We start from the raw sequence: 16,545 nt of genomic DNA on the forward strand, positions 1-16,545 counted from the left end.
CAGCAGCCCCAACGCGGCCTGCTGCCCTACGCACAAGCCACTGCGCAACCGCTACAACCCATTCATCTAACACTGGAGTCCAAGATGGCAGCACCTTCCCGTACCAAGAAGCCCAACCTCGCCCCCACCCCTGCCCGCGGCAAGGCGAGTGAAGTCGCGCCCGACCTCGACCAACCGAGCCACGAGACGCAGAAGTTCGGCGAAATCATCAAGATGCCCAACGGCCTCTCCGAGAAGGTCTGCAAGGACAGCGTGGCCCTGCTCAACCAGTGTCTGGCCGACACCATCACCTTGCGCGACATGTACAAGAAGCACCACTGGCAAGTAGTGGGCCCCACCTTCAACCAACTGCACCTGATGTACGACCAGCACTTCGAGGCGCAGGTGCTGCTCGTCGACATCCTGGCCGAGCGCATTCAGCTGCTGGGCGGCATCGCGCTGGCGATGGCGGCCGACATTGCGGAGACCACCAAGATCAAGCGCCCGCCGCGCGGCCGCGAGCCGGCCGCCGTGCAGATCCGCCGGCTTGCCGAGGCGCACGAGCTCATCATCATCGGCGCGCGCAAGGCCGCCAAGGCGGTGGACGAGTCGGGTGACGACGGCAGCAACGACGTGTTCGTGAGCAACGTGCTGCGCACCAACGAGCTGCAGGTGTGGTTCCTGACGGAACACCTGGTGGCTGCGTCGCCGGTCACTGCCTGATCTGATGCCGAGTTGCTTTGCCGGGGCCTCGGGCTCTGGCAGGCATGAAAGGCTTGGGTGCACAAGGCGCGTGCCGAGCACCCTAGCCAGGTTTACAAAGTCGGCGTGTTCTTACGGCGCATGGGCGTTCACCACCGCTGACGCGCCCGCGAGCCGCCGCTAGATTGGATGCGATGCAAAGCTCCATCCTTCTCTCCCACGGCGAAACCCTCATCCGTCTGCTGGTCGCGGCTGCGCTCGGCAGCCTGGTCGGCCTGGAGCGCGAGCGATTGCTCTGGGCCGCCGGCATTCGCACGCACATGCTGGTCAGCGTGGGCGCCTGCCTTTTCATGCTGGTGTCGGCCTACGGCTTTGCCGACAGCCTGCGCGGCGAGCATGTGGTGCTCGACCCCTCGCGCGCCGCCGCGCAGGTGGTGTCGGGCATCGGCTTTCTCGGCGCGGGCGCGATCCTGGCGCGCGGCGAAATCGTGCGCGGGCTCACCACGGCGGCCAGTATCTGGACTGTGGCCGCCATCGGGCTCGCGGTGGGTGGCGGGCTGTACTTTCCGGCGGCGGCTTCGACGGTGATCATTTTGGTGATCCTCGCGGGCATCAAGCCGCTGGAAGAGGCCTACCGCGCGCGCAGCCAGAGCTGCCGCCTGGGCGTGGTCGCCGAGCACGGCGCGGTGAGCCCCGAAACGCTGGAGGCCGGCCTGGGCATCCAGCCTGCGCGGCTGCGCCGCTTTCTCGTGGCGGTGCAGCCGGGCGGGCAACTCGACGACATCACGGTGCAGCTGGTGCGCGTGTCTTCGGACGACATCAACGGTTTCGTGCAGCGCCTGCAGAAGCTGCCGGGCGTGCGCTCGGTGGAGGTGATGGCGCGTGGTGGCGGGCACAGCGCCGAGGTCAACTGAGCGCGCTGGATTTCGCTCAGCCGCACGTTCAACCTCCGCTCAATCTCCTCTCAATCTCCGCTTAGCCGGCCTGCTGCATGGCCAGCTCGAAAAGCCGCAGCGGCGCGTCCAGCGCCAGCGCGCGCCGGGCGGCCTGCGTCTGCTGTGCATCGAGCGTGACCAGCGCGGCGAACTCGCCCGCCACGCTGGTCGCGATCGGCACGCCGTCCTGGTAAAGCACGCGCGATCCCGCGACGCGCGGCACCTTGGGCCCGTTGACGAGCGTGCCCAGCAGGTTGGCCGGGTCGCTGGCCGCCAGCGCGATGAGCGCGCCGTCGCCCGGCTCCCTGCGCACCTGGCGCATCGAAGCGACCGCTTCGGGCAGCGCGAACTGCTCGCCGGACACGCCAGCGATGAAGCGGCCCCCACGGATCTCGCCGCGCGCCTCCAGCCGCCGGCTCACGCGCACCAGGTCGCGCCACGGCGGCAGCCATGCGGCCTCGCGCTCGAGCAGGCGCCAGCAGATCACGCCGTAGCGGCGCAGCAGCACATGCACCACCTGCTCGATGGCTTCTGCCGACGTGGCGGCCACGGCCTCGGCGGCGGCCGGGGGGCGCACCAGCGTCCAGCGGCCCGCATCCTCGATGCCGAAGAGCGGCGTGCGGCGACGACGGCGCGTGTCGGCCGAGGCCCGCTTCGATGCGGGCACCAGCAAGGCGCGCAGCCCGGCGTAGCTGTCGCAGCGCGCGCGGCCCTTGGCGACCAGCTCGGTCAGCGCCTCTTCGATCTCGACCGGAAGCAGCCGCGTGCCCGCCGCGATCTCGTCGAAGAAGCAGGCGCCGTGCTGCGCCAGATGCGCGGCCACGCGCGTCGCGCGCGAGCCCAGCGTGTCGTCGTCCACCGGGGCCGGGGCCAGGCTGGCCCACAGCGCGGCGCTGCGGCGCGGCAGCAGCACCACCGGCGTGGCGCGCAACGAGAGGCTGCCCGTGCCCTTGCGTGCTTCACGTCCGTCACGTCCGTCACGTCCATCACCGGTTTCGGTGGCGTTCGGCCGCAGCCGCGTCCACAGCACGCGCCCGGCGGTGCACAGGTCGTCGAGCCACGCGCCCGCGTAGTCGCTCACGCGCGCGGGCAGCAGCTCGGCCTCCCACAGCGGCGCGGGCGCCTCGTAGCCTTCGAGCTGCGACAGGATGCCCGACAGCGCCTCCGGCCCGCTCACGCGCGAGGCCGCGCCAATGCGCTGCCACGCGAACAGAAAGCGCACGAAGTCGCGCGGCTCCACGGGTTCGATCTCGCGGCGCAGCCGCTTCAGCGTGTACCGGTGGATGCGCGCCAGCAGATGCCGCTCGCACCACTCGACGTGCGCGGTGCCGGGCGTGAAGCGGCCCTGCAGCACGCTGCCTTCGGCCTGCAGCGCGAGCAGGGCGGCTTCGACCTCGGTAGCGGCCAGCCACAGCGGCGCGGCCAGCTGCGCCACGGTGACAGGGCCGAGCCCGCCGAGGCGGGAGCGCAGCAGCTCGCGCAGTGCCGTGTCGCGGTCGGCAGGCTGCTCGGCATCGGCGGGCGCCTCGATGGCGGGCTGCATCGTCGCTTCGGGCGCGATGGCCTGCAGCAGGGGCAGGCGCTCGGCCGTCACCCACAGGCCGCGCGCCGTGCGGCCCGTGCCTTCGACCAGCAGGCGCGTCGCGCGGCCCGCCTTGGCGAGCGCGGCGAGCCACTTCTTCCAGTCCGCCTGCCGAACGACTTCGTCGTCGCCCAGCGCGCCGAGCATGCCCAGCGCCTCATGCATCTCGTCGGCGTTGCGCGGCTGCGGCCAGGCTTCGTCGCGCACGCTGGCGATGGCATCCGCATCGAGCTGGCCCACGTCGTCGGCGCTCTCGGGGTCGGTGTAGCGGCGGTTCTGCACGGCCTGCGTGCGGCGCTCTTCGAGCGGCGCGTCGTCCAGGAACGCATAGGGCCGCGCATTCAGCGCTTCCATCGCGAGCGGGGAGGGCGCGGGCAGGTCGCGCGCCAGCACGCGCACCTCGCCGGCCTCCATGCGGCGCAGCAGCGCGAGCCAGCCTTCGGCGTCCATGGCGTCGTGCAGGCAGTCGTCCAGCGTCTGCGCGACCAGCGGGTGCTCCGGCACCTCGCGCTCGCCGACGATGTTTTCCGCGCACGCCACCTGGTCGGGGAACACGGCCGCCAGCAAGTCTTCGGAGCGCATGCGCTGCAGCTGCGGCGCCACCTTGCGCCCACCGCTGAAGCGCGGCAGCGCCAGCGCGGTGGTCGCGTTCCAGCGCCAGCGCACGCCGAAAAGCGGTGCGTCGAGCAGCGCCTGCACCAGCACGTGCAGGGCCGAGGCCGAGTGCAGGTAGCGCGCCACCTCGTCGAGCGCGAAGCTGTGGCTGGTCGACAGCGACAGCACGATCGCGTCTTCGGTCGCCGCCGCCTGCAGCTCGAAGTTGAAGGTGCGGCAAAAGCGCTTGCGCAGCGCCAGGCCCCACGCGCGGTTGAGGCGGCTGCCGAAGGGCGAATGAATTACCAGCTGCATGCCGCCCGATGCGTCGAAGAAGCGTTCCATGACCAGCGTGCGCTGCGTGGGCAACGCGCCCAGCACGGCCAGCGCGTGGGCGAGGTGATCGACGATCTGGCGAGCGGCTTCGTCGCCGAGCCCCAGGGCCTGCGTAAGGAGCACCATGGCGCCCTTGCCCTTGCTTCGATTTTCGGGGCCATCCGCTTCCAGCGCCTGCGCCACCTCTTCGCGCAGCCGCGACACGCCGAACGACAGCTCGTCGCTGCGCCCCGGCGCCTCGCCGAGCCAGAACGGAATGTTGGGCGCGGCGCCTTGCGCGTCTTCGACCCGCACGCGGCCCGGTTCTATCTTCAGGATGCGGTAGCTGGTGTTGCCCAGCTGGAACACGTCGCCCGCCAGGCTCTCGACCGCGAAGTCTTCGTTCACCGTGCCGATCTTGTCGGCCTGCGGCTCCAGCATGACGGTGTAGTCGCCGGTCTCGGGAATGGTGCCGCCCGAGGTCAGCGCCGTCATGCGCGCGCCCTTGCGCTCGCGCAGCAGGTGGTTCACCGCGTCGCGGTGCACGTAGCCGGCGCGCTGGCCCTGCCGCGTGGTGAAGCCTTCGGACACCATGCGCACCACTTCCATGAAGCGCGCGTGCGTGAGGCTCGCATAGGGCCAGGCGCGGCGCACGAGCGCGAAGAGTTCGTCTTCGTTCCATTCGCGGCAGGCCGTTTCGGCAACGATCTGCTGGGCCAGCACATCGAGCGGCGCGGGCAGCACGCGCAGCGCGTCGAGTTCGCCGCGGCGGATGCAGTCGAGCAGCGCGGCGCATTCGACCAGCTCGTCGCGCGACTGCGGAAAAAGCCGCGCCTTCGGCACCCCGCCCACCGCATGGCCCGAGCGCCCCGCGCGTTGCAGGAAGGTGGCGATGGCGCGGGGTGAGCCGATCTGGCAGACCAGGTCGACGTCGCCGATGTCCAGCCCCAGCTCCAGCGACGCGGTGGCCACCAGCACCTTCAGCTCGCCGCGCTTCAGGCGCTGCTCGGCGGACAGCCGCGTTTCCTTCGACAGGCTGCCGTGGTGCGCCGCCACCGCCTCCTTGCCCAGGATGTCGCCCAGGTGCCGCGCCGCGCGCTCGGCCATGCGGCGCGTGTTGACGAACACCAGCGTGGTCTTGTGCAGCCACACCAGTTCGGCCACGCGCGCGTACACCTGGGTCCACTGGTCGCCCGACATCACGGCCTCCAGCGGCGTGGGCGGCAGTTCGAGCGCCAAATCGCGTTGCTTGGCATAGCCGATGTCGACGATGGCGCAGTCGGCCGTGCCGTCGGCGCGCAGCGCGCCGGCACCGACCAGGAAGCGCGCGACCTCGTCGATGGGCTTCTGCGTGGCCGAGAGGCCGATGCGCACCGGCCGCGATCCTTTGTCACCTCGTGCGTCAGCGTGCGCCTCGCACAGCGCCTGCAGCCGCTCCAGCGACAGCGCCAGGTGGCTGCCGCGCTTGCTCGCGGCGATGGCATGGATCTCGTCGACGATCACGCTGCGCACCGTCGAGAGCATCTTGCGGCCCGAGGCCGAGCCCAGCAGCACGTAGAGCGACTCCGGCGTGGTCACCAGGATGTGCGGCGGCCGGCGCAGGCTCTGCTGGCGCTCGCGCTGCGGCGTGTCGCCGGTGCGCACCGCGGTGCGGATGTCGACATCGGGCAGGCCCAGCGCCGCCAGCTCGGCGCGAATGCCCGCGAGCGGCGCCTCGAGGTTCAGGCGGATGTCGTTCGACAGCGCCTTCAGCGGCGACACGTAGACCACCGCCGTCTCGTCCGGCAGGCCGCCGGGCAGGTCGGTGCAAAGGCCCCGGCGCACCAAATCGTCCAGCGCCGCGAGAAAGGCCGTGAGCGTCTTGCCCGAGCCGGTCGGCGCGGCCACCAGCGTGTCGCGCCCGGCGCGTATCGCCGGCCACGCCGCGGTCTGCGCGGAAGTGGGGCCGGGAAAGGTTCGAAGGAACCACTGGGCGACGGCGGGGTGGAAGGAATGCAGGGGCACTTGGAGCCAAAGGCTACTGCCAGCGCCGGAGCGGCGCAACGGGGCAGGAAATGACCAGTTCGGGACGGTGGGCGCAATCTCAAGCCTGGTCGTATGCCCCTGCTCGACGGGATGCCAACTGCTGCCTGCGGCTCGTCAGGCCCGCGGCAGCAACGCCTTGATTCGCTGTCGAAGCAACGCCGGCGTCACAGCCGGCGTCATCTGCAGCATGTCCATGCACCTGTCCAGCCGGCCTTGGCGCGCCAACAAGGTGCGGGCCGCCTTGACCAGGTCGGTGTCGATGCTGTCGCCGTAGGCGCCTCGGGCTTTGCTCGCGGCCCGACGCAACATCGCAGTGCCCGGCTTCATCATCGCCAGGTCGATGAGGTCGCGATTGAAGACGCTGTCGTCGGCCCAGCGGTCAGAGTTTGCGAGCAGCTTGCCGGTTGCCATGTCCAGCGGCGTGAGCGTTGCGACGCCCTCGATCCGGTCCTCGGCGCCGGGTGGATCGAGCTGGATACGTGCTTCAAGAACAACTTCGAACTTGATGTCGACTTCACCCACACGCACTGCGGACCGAATGCCGTATTGATCGGCGCGAAGTTCTCGGGCCTGCTGAATGTCACGGCCTGCGCGGGCGAGCGCGCCAAGGCCGCGCTCGCTCGTCAGCAACTGGCGCAGCTGGCGATAGCCCGCGATGTCGGAGACGAGAAAGTCGATGTCCACCGACTCGCGGTACTCGCCGTAGCGAAGCGCGATGGCGGTACCGCCGCCGAAGAGACAGCGATTGCTGATGAGCAGTTCCGCGTCGAGCGCCCCTAGCACGTAGGCGATTCGCTGATGGTGTGGCCGTTCAAACATGCAACGGCTTCCTGCCGAGTGCGAGGGCCAGATCGGCCAGCAACCGGCGCTCGTTCGCGTCGAGCGCGGCGACATCGACGTGCCGCCAGTTCCGCTCGTAGGTTCCCCAAGCTTCTTCGGACGTGAGTTCGGCGCCTGGAGACAACTGCCACGCAATTCGACGCAGCTGTGGATAGCTGGCGACCTTGATTCCCTGCGGCAGCGTTGCCGGTGTGCGTGCTTGCACGGCCGTGGTCACTTCGACATCGAGCCCCAACGCATCCAGCGCGTTCATGTACGCGCCCATGGTGACGGAGGGCTCTCCGCGTTCGATTCGGTACAGCGTCATGCGGGACATTCCGGCGGCTTCCGCCGTGGTGCCGGCGCTGACCTTCAATGCCTTGCGGCGGGCATGGATGCGCTGGCCTAGCGCCGAGAGGCGGCGGCCTGCGGTGGAAGTCCGTTGAGGGGCGGTGGCTGGCATTTGTATCTAATATTAGACAAATTCGGCAATTTGTCCAGAATGAGTTATATTTTCGTGGCCTGCCTGCAATTAGCGGGGCCGCCAACGGCACTAGCCACCCGCCTCAGCCCAACGCCACGCCGAACAACGCCCGAATCAGCGGCCGTTCCTGCCGCACCGACAGGCAGCACAGCGAATAGCCGATCGACAGCGCGTCGTCGTCGATCATCACGGCCGCCAGGCCCGGCAGCGGAATGAACTCGACCTGCGTCACAAAGCCGATGCCCATGCCGTTGGCCACCGCATGCAGGATGGCCTCGCGGCTGTTGATCTCCATGACGCAGTTCAGCCGCACATTGCTTTGGCGGCACGCACGCTCGACGCGATGGCGGGTCTTGGAGCCCGGTTCGCGCAGGATGACCATCTCGCCGCCGATGTCGGCGGTGGAGATGGCGGCGCGCTTCGTCCAGGGGTGGTCTTCGGGCACCACGGCCACGATGCGTTCGTTGCGGTAGGGCACCACGTGCAGGCCCTCGACTTCCGCGGGCTCGGCCACGATGCCCACGTCGATGTCGAAGTCCTGCAGGCCGCGCAGGGTCGATGCCTCGGAGCCGATGGACACCGTGAGCTCCAGCGACGCGTGCGCCTGCCTGAAGTTGCGCGCCAGCTCCAGCGCCATGGGCGGCGACACGGCACCCACGCGCACCAGGCCCACCTTCAGCTTGTGCGCGCTCTGCAGGAACTGGATGGCTTCTTCCTCCTGGCCGAACAGGCCCTGCGTGATGGCGTAGAGCCGCTCGCCCGCCGAGGTGAGGCGCACGCTGCGGCCGGTGCGAAGCAGCAGCTCCACGCTGAAGCGCGTCTCCAGCGCCTTGACCTGGTCGGTCACCGTGGGCTGGCCGATGTGCAGGTACTGCGCCGCCGAGGTGAAGCCGCCCGTCTTCGCCACGGCGTGAAAGCAACGGATCGATTTGTAGTACTGGTGAAACATGGGCGCGGCGCTGGTCCTCGCGGGGCGCGGTCTTGGGGTCGGGCAAGGCTCTCACATGCGCGCGGGTGTGTGCATGCGCGCTTTCCCGCGTGACGATTCGCGCCGGCGCCGATCCATCGGTTTTCGACCACGCGGGCATCGCAAATGCGATTGGACGCGATGGCGCGCGGCTTCGACACTGCCCTGCAGCCGCCCACATGCGCACGCCGACACCACGCAGCAACAACACCCGATACCGGAGACAAGCCCGATGCCCCACGCGTTCCACAACCCCGTTGCCATTCACTGCGGCCGCGGCAGCCTCGCGCGGCTGCCCGCCGTTCTTGCCGGCCGCCGCGTCGTCGTCGTCACCTTTCCCGAGGCCCGCGAACTCGGCCTGGTCGCGCGCCTGCGCGCGCTGCTGAAAGACGCGCTGCTCGGCGTGATCGACGACGTGCGGCCGAACCCCGACGTGTCGCACCTGGCTGCGCTGTACAACCGCTTCTGGCGATCGGCCGACGGCTGCGACGCCATCGTGGCGGTGGGCGGCGGCAGCGCCATCGACACCGCCAAGGCGCTGATGGTGGGCACGGCCAGCGGACGGTTCGACGAACTGGTCGGCCTGCTGGCCACCGGCAAGCCTTTCGTGCCCGCCGGCGTGAAGCCGCTGATTGCCGTGCCCACCACCGCGGGCACCGGCAGCGAGGTGACGCCGTGGGCCACCCTGTGGGACGCGGCCAACCAGAAGAAGTACTCGCTGCACCTGGACGCCACCTGGCCCGAGGCGGCCATCGTCGACCCCGAGCTGATGCTCTCGGTGCCCGCGGGCACCACGGTGTCCACGGGGCTCGATGCGCTCTCGCATGCGCTGGAGTCGGTATGGAACGTCAACGCGAACCCGATCTCCGACACCTTCGCGATCTCGGCGGTGCAGGACATCTTCGAGTGCCTGCCGGCGCTGCGGGCCGACCTCGGCAGCATCGACCTGCGCGAGCGCATGGCGCTGGCCGCGCTGAAGGCCGGCCTGGCGTTCTCCAACACCAAGACCGCACTGGCGCATTCGATTTCGTACGAGATGACGCTGCGCCACGGCCTGCCGCATGGCATCGCCTGCTCGTTCACGCTGCCGCTGGTGCTGGAAAAGGCCTGGGCCCGCTCGCCCGACCGTGACCGCACGCTGCAGCGCCTGTTCGGCACGGACCTGGCCGCGGGCGCCGCGCGGCTGCGCGCGTTTCTGCAAGGGCTCGGCGTGAAGACCGAGTTCGCGGACTACGGCGTGGCGGACGGCGAAGCCGCCGCCATGATCGCGCGCGCCATGGAGGGCGCGCGCGGAAAGAATTTCATCGGGGCGGTCTCCGCCTAGTTGAATCTGCAGAGCGTTCCACAACAATGCCGGCCTGCGAGCCGGTTCCGCGGACCCACGTCCGCCAGGAAGACAGGAGACAAACCATGCAATTGGCAAACCAGGGCCTTCGGGCCGGCACGTACGCGCCGCCGCTGGCGCAATCATTCCGGCGCGCGCAGTGGCGAATGCTGCTGGCCGCCATGTTCTGCTACTTCTTTTTCTACACGGGCCGGCAGACCTTCGGCTTCGCCATTCCGGGGCTGCAGAAGGAGTTCGGCCTGTCGAAGGAGGTGCTGGGCTGGGCCTCGGCCAGCCTGCTGTGGTGCTACGCCATCGGGCAGGCCATCAACGGCAACCTGGCCGACAAGTTCGGCGGGCGCCGCGTGATGACGGCCGGCGCCATCCTGTCCTGCGCGGCCAACTGGGTGGTGAGCTTCGCGGTCGGCTTCAAGAGCCTGGCGATCCCCTGGGGCATAAACGGCTACTTCCAGGCGCTCGGCTGGGCGCCGGGCAGCCGGCTGCTGTCGAACTGGTGGGGCGCGGGGGAGCGCGGCAAGGTCTTCGGCTGCTACACCTTCGCCGCGGGCTGCGCGTCGGTGTTGTCCTTCGTCACGTCGATCATCGTGGTCAACGTGCTGCACCTGGACTGGCGCTGGATCTTCAGGCTGCCGGTGCTGCTGATGCTCGTGGGCGGCATCGCGTTCTACCTGATTGCCCGGGAGCGACCTGAAGACCTGGGCTTCAAGTCGCCGGACACGGGCATCGCCAATGCGGAAGACGCGAAGGCAGCAAACGCGGTGAATGCGTCAACTGGTGCATCCACCCAGGAGACCGCCGAAGAAAGCTCCTGGTCGCGCTACAAGGCCGTGATCTCCAACCCCAGGCTGCTGATCGCGGCGCTGTCCATCGGCTTCCAGAACGCGGCGCGCTACGGGCTGATCGTCTGGGTGCCGGTGCACTTCCTGGGCAAGGACTGGAGCAAGATGGCCGACGGCATGATCGACCCGGCCTGGATCTCGGTCGCGCTGCCTGTGGGCATGGCCTTCGGCGCGCTCACCAACGGATGGATCTCCGACCGCGTGTTCGGCTCGAAGCGCTACAAGGCCATCGTGCTGTACATGCTGCTGGGGGCGCTGGCCTCCGTGGGCATGTACCTGTTGCCCACCAGCATCGGCGGGCTGGCGCTGCTCTTTCTCGCGGGCTTCTTCGTCTACGGGCCGGCTTCTTCGTTCTGGGCACTGTGCCCCGACCTGGTCGGCGCCAAGCGCTCGGGCACGGCCACCGGCGTCATGAACTTCTTCTCGTACCTGCTCGCGGGCCTCGGCGAGCCGCTGATCGGCCGCATGCTGGACCACTCGGGCAACACGTCGATGGTGTTTCCCATCGTGGCGGCGAGCTGCCTCATCAGCGCCGGCATCGCGGTGTTCATTCGCCGCTGAAGCGCTTCACCGGCACCGGCACCGACACAGGCGATGGCGATGTCGATGTCGATGGTGAACAAAAAAAGGGACGCGATGCGCCCCTTTCTTCGTGCCTCGCGAACCCTGTCAGGCCGCCACTGCCGCCGCGCCTTGCCGGATGCCCATGGCCTTCAGCGTCTGCGCAATGGCTTCCACCGCACCCGGAATGCCCGCCTCGCCGAAGTGCCCCATGCACCCGACACGGAAGGTCTCGACCTGGGTCAGCTTGCCGGGGTAGAGGATGTAGCCGCGCTTCTTCACCTCCTGGTAGAAGGTCTTGAAGTCGTAGTTGGCGTCGTCGGGCGCGTGGAAGGTGACGATGATCGGCGCCTGGATCCCGGGCGGCAGAAAGCTGCGCAGGCCGAGCGCAGCCAGGCCGTCGACCAGCGCCTTGCAGTTGCGCGCATAGCGGCCGCCGCGCGCCGCGAGCCCGCCTTCCTCGAGGTACTGCGCGATGGCTTCGTCCAGCGCGGCCACCACGTGCGTGGGCGGCGTGAAGCGCCACTGCGTGGTCTTCTCCATGTACACCCACTGCTCGTACAGGTCCATGCTCAGCGAGTGGCAGTTGCCTTCGCACTGCGCCAGCACGGCGCGGCGCGCCACCACGAAGCCCATGCCCGGCACGCCTTCCAGGCACTTGCCGGAGGCGGCGATGACGGCGTCGAACGGCGTCTTGCGCGCGTCGATCTCCAGCGCGCCGAAGGAGCTCATGGCGTCGACGATCAGGCCGCGCCCGTGGTGGGCCACGACCTGCGCGATGTCGTGCAGCGGGTTGAGCACGCCGGCGCCGGTTTCGCAGTGCACCACCGCCACGTGCGTGATGCCGGGGTCGGCGGCCAGGGCGCGCTCCACGTCGGCGGGCTGCACCTGCTGGTCTTCGGTGTAGTCGATGGTGGTCACCTTGCGACCGAGCACCCGGCAGATCTTCGCCAGGCGCTGGCAGTAGGCGCCGTTGCTGGGCACCAGCACGTGGCCGTTGCGTGGCACCAGCGTGCCGATGGCGGCTTCCACCGAGAAGGTGCCGCTGCCTTGCATGGGCACGCATTCGTGCGTGCCCTGGCCGTGCACGATGTCGAGCACGCGCTCGCGGATGCGCGCGGTGATCTTGTTGAAGTCGCCGTCCCAGGAGCCCCAGTCGCGCAGCATGGCCTGGCGCGTGCGCTGCGAGGTGGTGAGCGGGCCCGGCGTGAGGAGGATGGGGCTGGTGGTCGAACTCATCGTGATGTCTCCGTACAGGTAAAGAGCGAAAGAGCGGGAAGGGTTGGAAGGGCGAGGGGCAATCCGGCCTCAGGTGCGCCCCGACAGGCGCCAGGCCTGCGTGCGCGCCAGCAGCACGCGCGTGAGCAGCGAATACACGATGCACACGACGGTGGAGGTGACGACGATCAGGCTCGCGAGCGCTGCGGCCGGGCCGATGTCGCCGGCGTCGTCCATGTGCATGATCGCCACCGACGCCAGGATGGTGTCGGGCGTGTACAGGAAGATGGCGCACGACAGGCTGGCCATGGACACCACGAAGAAGTAGCGCCCGATGTCCAGGATGGCGGGCAGGCACACCGGCACCGTCACGCGGAAGAAGGTCTTGACGAAGGGCACCTTCAGCGAGGCCGAGACGGCCTCGAACTCGTTGTCGATCTGCTTGAGCGCCGTCACCGCCGTGAGGTGGCTGGAGGTGTAGTAGTGCACCACCATCGAGACGACCAGGATGGCCATCGTCTGGTACAGGAAACCCAGCGGGTTGGCCGGGTGGTTGAAGAACATCACGTAGCCCAGGCCGAGCACCAGGCCGGGCACGGCCATCGACAGCACCGCCATCATGTGCATGGTGCGGCGCATCATGCCGAGGTTGCGCGTCTTCTCGATCAGGTAGGCGCCCACGAACACGATGAACGAGCCGGCCACGGCCGTGATGGCCGCCACCGTGAGGCTGTTGAAGTAGGCCGCGGCCATGTCGCTTTCGAGCAGCACGAAGTGGTAGTGCTTGAGCGTGAGCGACAGGTCGTACGGCCACAGCGTGATCACCGAGGTGTACACGGCCATGCCGATGGTGGCCAGCAGCAGCGCGCACACCCCGGCGCAGAACGCCAGCAGCAGCGCGTCGGCCACCTTGCGCGGCTTGGGCCTGTAGGGCACCGAGCGCGCGGTGAGTTGCGCCTTGAGCTTGCGGCGAACCACGTAGTCGATGGCGAAGGAAATCACCGAGGGCAGCAGCAGCAGCATGCCGACCACCGCGCCGATGGAAAAGTTGTGCTGCCCCACCACCTGCTTGAACACGTCGACCGACAGCACGTTGAAGTTGCCGCCGATGACCTTGGGCGCGCCGAAGTCGCTCACCACGTAGGTGAAGACCACGGTCGATGCGCTGATGAGCCCGTACTTGCACGACGGCAGCGTGATGGTCATGAACTGGCGCAGCGGCCGGGTGCGCAGCGCGGTGGCGGCCTCGTACAGCCGGCCGTCGGCCAGCGACAGCGCGGTGACCAGGATCATCAGCGCGTGCGGAAAGGTGTTGTAGACCTCGGCCAGGATGATGCCCGGCGCGCCGTAGATCGACATGCCGCCCAGCAGGAACTTGAGCGAGCCCTGGTTGCCGAACCACTGCACGAACGAGATGGCCGACAGCAGCGAGGGCGCCAGCAGCGGAATGAGCGCAACCAGCCTGAACGTGGCCTTCAGCCACACGGGCATGCAGCTGCGCGTGAGCGCATAGGCGAACACGAAGGCCGTGGGCACCGCGATGGCCACCACCGCCGCCGAGACCCACACCGAGTTCCAGGCCGCGCGCAGCAGGCTGGGCGTCTGGAAGTAGGTGATGAAGTGGGCCAGGCCGACGAAGCGGCCGTCCTTGTCCTGCACCGCATGCGCCAGGATGGTCACCAGCGGGGCGACCAGGAACACGAACAGCATGGCCATCACCGCGAGCAGCACCGCGCGCGCGATGATCTCGTCGCGGCTCCAGCGCATGCCGGTGCGGCGCGAGGCTGCCGGCGGGGCCATGGCGGACGCGCCGGCTCCGTGGGGGGTATGCGCCAGCGTGTTCATGCGACCGCCTGGGCGGCCGGCGCCGCAAACGCGCGAATGCGGTTGGCCCGCAGCGCGATCTCGATGGTGTTGCCCTCGCGGATGTCGAGGTCGTGCAACTGGTTGAGCGAAAAGTGCAGGCCCAGCGTCTGGCCGTGCAGCGCCTGCGCCGTGACTTCGGCGATGCACAGGCCGCCCAGGAACTCGACCTTGCTCACCAGCACGTTCATGCGGTTGGCGGTGTCCTCGCGCAGGTTCTCGGCCATGCGGTCTTCGGGCCGCAGGTAGAGGTTGACCGCGTCGCCCGGCGTGAAGGCGCCGTCGCAGGCGTCGCACTGCAGCTCCAGGTCGCCGACCTTGAAGCGCTGGCGGCCCAGCGCCACCGCGCGCAGCACGTTGACCTTGCCCACGAAGTCGGCCACGAAGGGCGTGGCCGGCTGCTCGTAGATGTCCAGCGGCGTGCCGACCTGCTCGATCACGCCGTGGTTCATGACCACGATGCGGTCGGCCATCGACAGCGCCTCTTCCTGGTCGTGCGTGACCATGATGGTGGTGATGCCCACCTGCTTCTGCAGCCGGCGGATCTCGCCGCGCAGGCGGATGCGCTCCAGCGCGTCGAGCGCGGACAGCGGCTCGTCCAGCAGCAGCAGGCCGGGGCGGGTGGCCAGCGCGCGCGCCAGCGCCACGCGCTGCTGCTGGCCGCCGGAGAGCTGGCTGGGGTACTTGTGGCCCGAGGTCGGCAGGCCCACCAGCTTCAGCAGCTCGTCCACGCGCGCCTTGATCTCGGCCCTGCGCGCGCGCGAGTTGACCAGCCCGTAGCCCACGTTGTCGGCAATGCTGAGGTTGGGGAACAGCGCGTACGACTGGAACACGATGCCGTAGTCGCGCCGGTCGGGCGGCAGCCACGAGACGTCCTTGCCGTTCTGCAGGATCTGCCCGGCGGTCTGCGTCTCCAGCCCCGCGATGATGCGCAGCAGCGTGGTCTTGCCGCAGCCCGAGGGGCCGAGAAAGCACAGCATTTCTCCCGCGTTCACGCGCAGGTGGATGTCGCGCAGCGCGCTGAAGGTCTCGAAGTCCTTGCGCACGCCCACGATCTCCAGCGCGGCGGCGCGCGCCTCTTCGGCGATGAATTTTCCAGCGGTCATGTCCATGGTTCGCACTCGGTGAGGCGAACGCCGCGCGGCGCGGCGTCGCAGGGTTTGAAAAACCGGATCGCCGCTCAGCTCACTTGGGTTCGGCCTTGCCCTCGTAGCGCTTGCTCCATTCCGCGAGGATGCGTTCGCGGTTCTTGGCGGCCCAATTCAGGTCGTTCTTGGCCAGCATCTTTTCGTAGTTGTCCGGAATGCCTTCGAGCTTCGACGTCACGCCCGGGTACGCCACCACCGCCCACCAGTTCGCCGTGATCTGGTTGGCCTCCTTGCTGGCCATCCAGTCGGCGAAGCGCCTGGCCTGCTCCATCTTCTTGCTGGTCTTCATGATGCTGGTGGCCTCGATGTCCCAGCCCAGGCCTTCCTTCGGAAAGACCAGGTCCACGGGCGCGCCCGACTTCTTCACCTGGTGCGCGCGGAACTCGAAGGAGATGCCGATGGGGAACTCGCCCGCGCCCGCCTGCTTGCAGGGCTTGGAGCCCGAGTGCACGTACTGGGCCACGTTCTGGTGCAGCGCGTCCATGTACTTCCAGCCCTCGGCCTCGCCCATGTTCTGCAGCCAGTAGGACACGTCGAGGTAGCCGGTGCCGCTGGAGGCGGGGTGGGGCATGGTGATGGTGCCCTTGTAGACGGGCTTGGCCAGGTCCTGCCAGCTCTCGGGCTTGGGCAGGCCCAGCTTCTTGGCCTCCACGCGGTTGAAGCAGATGGTGGCGGCCCACACGTCCATGCCGACCCACGAGGGCGGGCGGGCGCTGTCGGAGTACGCGGGGTTGAGCGCACCGAAGCCCTTGGGCTCGTACGCCTGCAGCATGCCTTCCTGGGCCAGCAGCGCCAGGCTGCTGGCGGCCAGGCCGGCCACCACGTCGGCCTGCGGGTTGGCTTTTTCGGCCAGCAGCTTGGCGGTGACGATGCCGGTGGAGTCGCGCACCCACTTCACCTCGATGTCGGGGTTGGCCTTTTCGAAGCCGTCCTTGTAGAGCTTCATGGCGTCGGTTTCCAGCGCCGTGTAGACCAGCAGCGGCGTGCGCTGGGCCCAGGCCGGCGCCGAGCTCAAGGCGGCAATGCCCACGGCGGCAAGGCCCGTGGCAGCGATGCAGAGGGAACTGCGCAGGGCTCGTGTCAGGCGGCGTGCGCTTGAATGGATCGTCATCTCTCACTCCTGGTCGGCTGGCTGTTGGATCCCCGCGAGGGGACTGTTGGCGGGCGCC

12 protein-coding genes are annotated in these 16,545 nt (G+C 68.8%); 4 read left to right on the top strand and 8 right to left on the bottom strand.

Translation table 11 applies throughout. The features are described from left to right. Positions 1–84 precede the first annotated feature (84 nt). On the top strand, positions 85–702 hold the full coding sequence (locus QTI51_RS19680; protein ID WP_286515211.1) for a Dps family protein: 618 nt from the start codon (positions 85–87) through the stop codon (positions 700–702). 173 nt (positions 703–875) lie between these two features. After that, the gene (locus QTI51_RS19685; protein WP_286515213.1) at positions 876–1,595 is read left to right on the top strand and encodes an MgtC/SapB family protein; all 720 of its coding nucleotides are present in this window, start codon (positions 876–878) and stop codon (positions 1,593–1,595) included. Positions 1,596–1,656: 61 nt separating this feature from the next. Here QTI51_RS19685 and QTI51_RS19690 read toward each other — a convergent pair whose 3' ends face one another. The 4 genes from QTI51_RS19690 to QTI51_RS19705 all read right to left on the bottom strand — a co-directional run bounded on the left by QTI51_RS19690 (position 1,657) and on the right by QTI51_RS19705 (position 8,384). Next, positions 1,657–6,111 carry a DEAD/DEAH box helicase gene (locus tag QTI51_RS19690; RefSeq protein ID WP_353506540.1) on the bottom strand — a complete coding sequence of 1,485 codons (4,455 nt, stop codon included), beginning with the start codon at positions 6,109–6,111 and terminating at the stop codon, positions 1,657–1,659. A gap of 135 nt (positions 6,112–6,246) precedes the next feature. Then, positions 6,247–6,951, bottom strand: coding sequence for a nucleotidyl transferase AbiEii/AbiGii toxin family protein (locus QTI51_RS19695; protein ID WP_286515215.1), 705 nt, complete (start codon positions 6,949–6,951; stop codon positions 6,247–6,249). Then, complete coding sequence (locus QTI51_RS19700; RefSeq protein WP_286515216.1) at positions 6,944–7,414, bottom strand: helix-turn-helix domain-containing protein; 471 nt, start codon at positions 7,412–7,414, stop codon at positions 6,944–6,946. Before QTI51_RS19700 ends, QTI51_RS19695 begins: the two co-directional genes overlap by 8 nt. A gap of 103 nt (positions 7,415–7,517) precedes the next feature. Further along, positions 7,518–8,384 carry a LysR substrate-binding domain-containing protein gene (locus tag QTI51_RS19705; protein ID WP_286515217.1) on the bottom strand — a complete coding sequence of 289 codons (867 nt, stop codon included), beginning with the start codon at positions 8,382–8,384 and terminating at the stop codon, positions 7,518–7,520. A gap of 250 nt (positions 8,385–8,634) precedes the next feature. On the opposite strand from QTI51_RS19705, the gene psrA reads away from it, so the two are divergent. Together psrA and QTI51_RS19715 are read left to right on the top strand one after the other, a co-directional pair. Next, positions 8,635–9,726 carry an iron-containing alcohol dehydrogenase PsrA gene (psrA, locus tag QTI51_RS19710; protein ID WP_286515218.1) on the top strand — a complete coding sequence of 364 codons (1,092 nt, stop codon included), beginning with the start codon at positions 8,635–8,637 and terminating at the stop codon, positions 9,724–9,726. Positions 9,727–9,812: 86 nt separating this feature from the next. Beyond that, on the top strand, positions 9,813–11,147 hold the full coding sequence (locus QTI51_RS19715) for an MFS transporter (RefSeq protein ID WP_286515219.1): 1,335 nt from the start codon (positions 9,813–9,815) through the stop codon (positions 11,145–11,147). Between the two features lie 108 nt (positions 11,148–11,255). Here the strand turns inward: QTI51_RS19715 and QTI51_RS19720 are convergent, their stop codons facing one another. The 4 genes from QTI51_RS19720 to QTI51_RS19735 form a co-directional block, all read right to left on the bottom strand. Beyond that, positions 11,256–12,386: a 2-aminoethylphosphonate--pyruvate transaminase gene (locus tag QTI51_RS19720; RefSeq protein WP_286515220.1), complete on the bottom strand. Its 1,131-nt coding sequence runs from the start codon at positions 12,384–12,386 to the stop codon at positions 11,256–11,258. A gap of 69 nt (positions 12,387–12,455) precedes the next feature. Then, the gene (locus tag QTI51_RS19725; RefSeq protein ID WP_286515221.1) at positions 12,456–14,165 is read right to left on the bottom strand and encodes a putative 2-aminoethylphosphonate ABC transporter permease subunit; all 1,710 of its coding nucleotides are present in this window, start codon (positions 14,163–14,165) and stop codon (positions 12,456–12,458) included. 41 nt (positions 14,166–14,206) lie between these two features. Next, positions 14,207–15,340: a putative 2-aminoethylphosphonate ABC transporter ATP-binding protein gene (locus QTI51_RS19730; RefSeq protein WP_116911243.1), complete on the bottom strand. Its 1,134-nt coding sequence runs from the start codon at positions 15,338–15,340 to the stop codon at positions 14,207–14,209. Positions 15,341–15,413: 73 nt separating this feature from the next. After that, complete coding sequence (locus QTI51_RS19735; RefSeq protein ID WP_286515222.1) at positions 15,414–16,487, bottom strand: putative 2-aminoethylphosphonate ABC transporter substrate-binding protein; 1,074 nt, start codon at positions 16,485–16,487, stop codon at positions 15,414–15,416. Positions 16,488–16,545: the final 58 nt, after the last annotated feature.

The sequence above is a fragment of the Variovorax sp. J22G73 genome (assembly GCF_030317035.1).
Taxonomy (GTDB): domain Bacteria; phylum Pseudomonadota; class Gammaproteobacteria; order Burkholderiales; family Burkholderiaceae_C; genus Variovorax.

What these genes read in the sequence shown, in the direction of transcription:
- QTI51_RS19680 (WP_286515211.1), top strand. Translation starts at nt 85, where the DNA reads ATGGCAGCACCTTCCCGTACCAAGAAGCCCAACCTCGCCCCCACCCCT.
- QTI51_RS19685 (WP_286515213.1), top strand. Translation starts at nt 876, where the DNA reads ATGCAAAGCTCCATCCTTCTCTCCCACGGCGAAACCCTCATCCGTCTG.
- QTI51_RS19695 (WP_286515215.1), bottom strand. Translation starts at nt 6,951, where the DNA reads ATGTTTGAACGGCCACACCATCAGCGAATCGCCTACGTGCTAGGGGCG.
- QTI51_RS19700 (WP_286515216.1), bottom strand. Translation starts at nt 7,414, where the DNA reads ATGCCAGCCACCGCCCCTCAACGGACTTCCACCGCAGGCCGCCGCCTC.
- QTI51_RS19705 (WP_286515217.1), bottom strand. Translation starts at nt 8,384, where the DNA reads ATGTTTCACCAGTACTACAAATCGATCCGTTGCTTTCACGCCGTGGCG.
- psrA (WP_286515218.1), top strand. Translation starts at nt 8,635, where the DNA reads ATGCCCCACGCGTTCCACAACCCCGTTGCCATTCACTGCGGCCGCGGC.
- QTI51_RS19715 (WP_286515219.1), top strand. Translation starts at nt 9,813, where the DNA reads ATGCAATTGGCAAACCAGGGCCTTCGGGCCGGCACGTACGCGCCGCCG.
- QTI51_RS19720 (WP_286515220.1), bottom strand. Translation starts at nt 12,386, where the DNA reads ATGAGTTCGACCACCAGCCCCATCCTCCTCACGCCGGGCCCGCTCACC.
- QTI51_RS19725 (WP_286515221.1), bottom strand. Translation starts at nt 14,165, where the DNA reads ATGGCCCCGCCGGCAGCCTCGCGCCGCACCGGCATGCGCTGGAGCCGC.
- QTI51_RS19730 (WP_116911243.1), bottom strand. Translation starts at nt 15,340, where the DNA reads ATGGACATGACCGCTGGAAAATTCATCGCCGAAGAGGCGCGCGCCGCC.
- QTI51_RS19735 (WP_286515222.1), bottom strand. Translation starts at nt 16,487, where the DNA reads ATGACGATCCATTCAAGCGCACGCCGCCTGACACGAGCCCTGCGCAGT.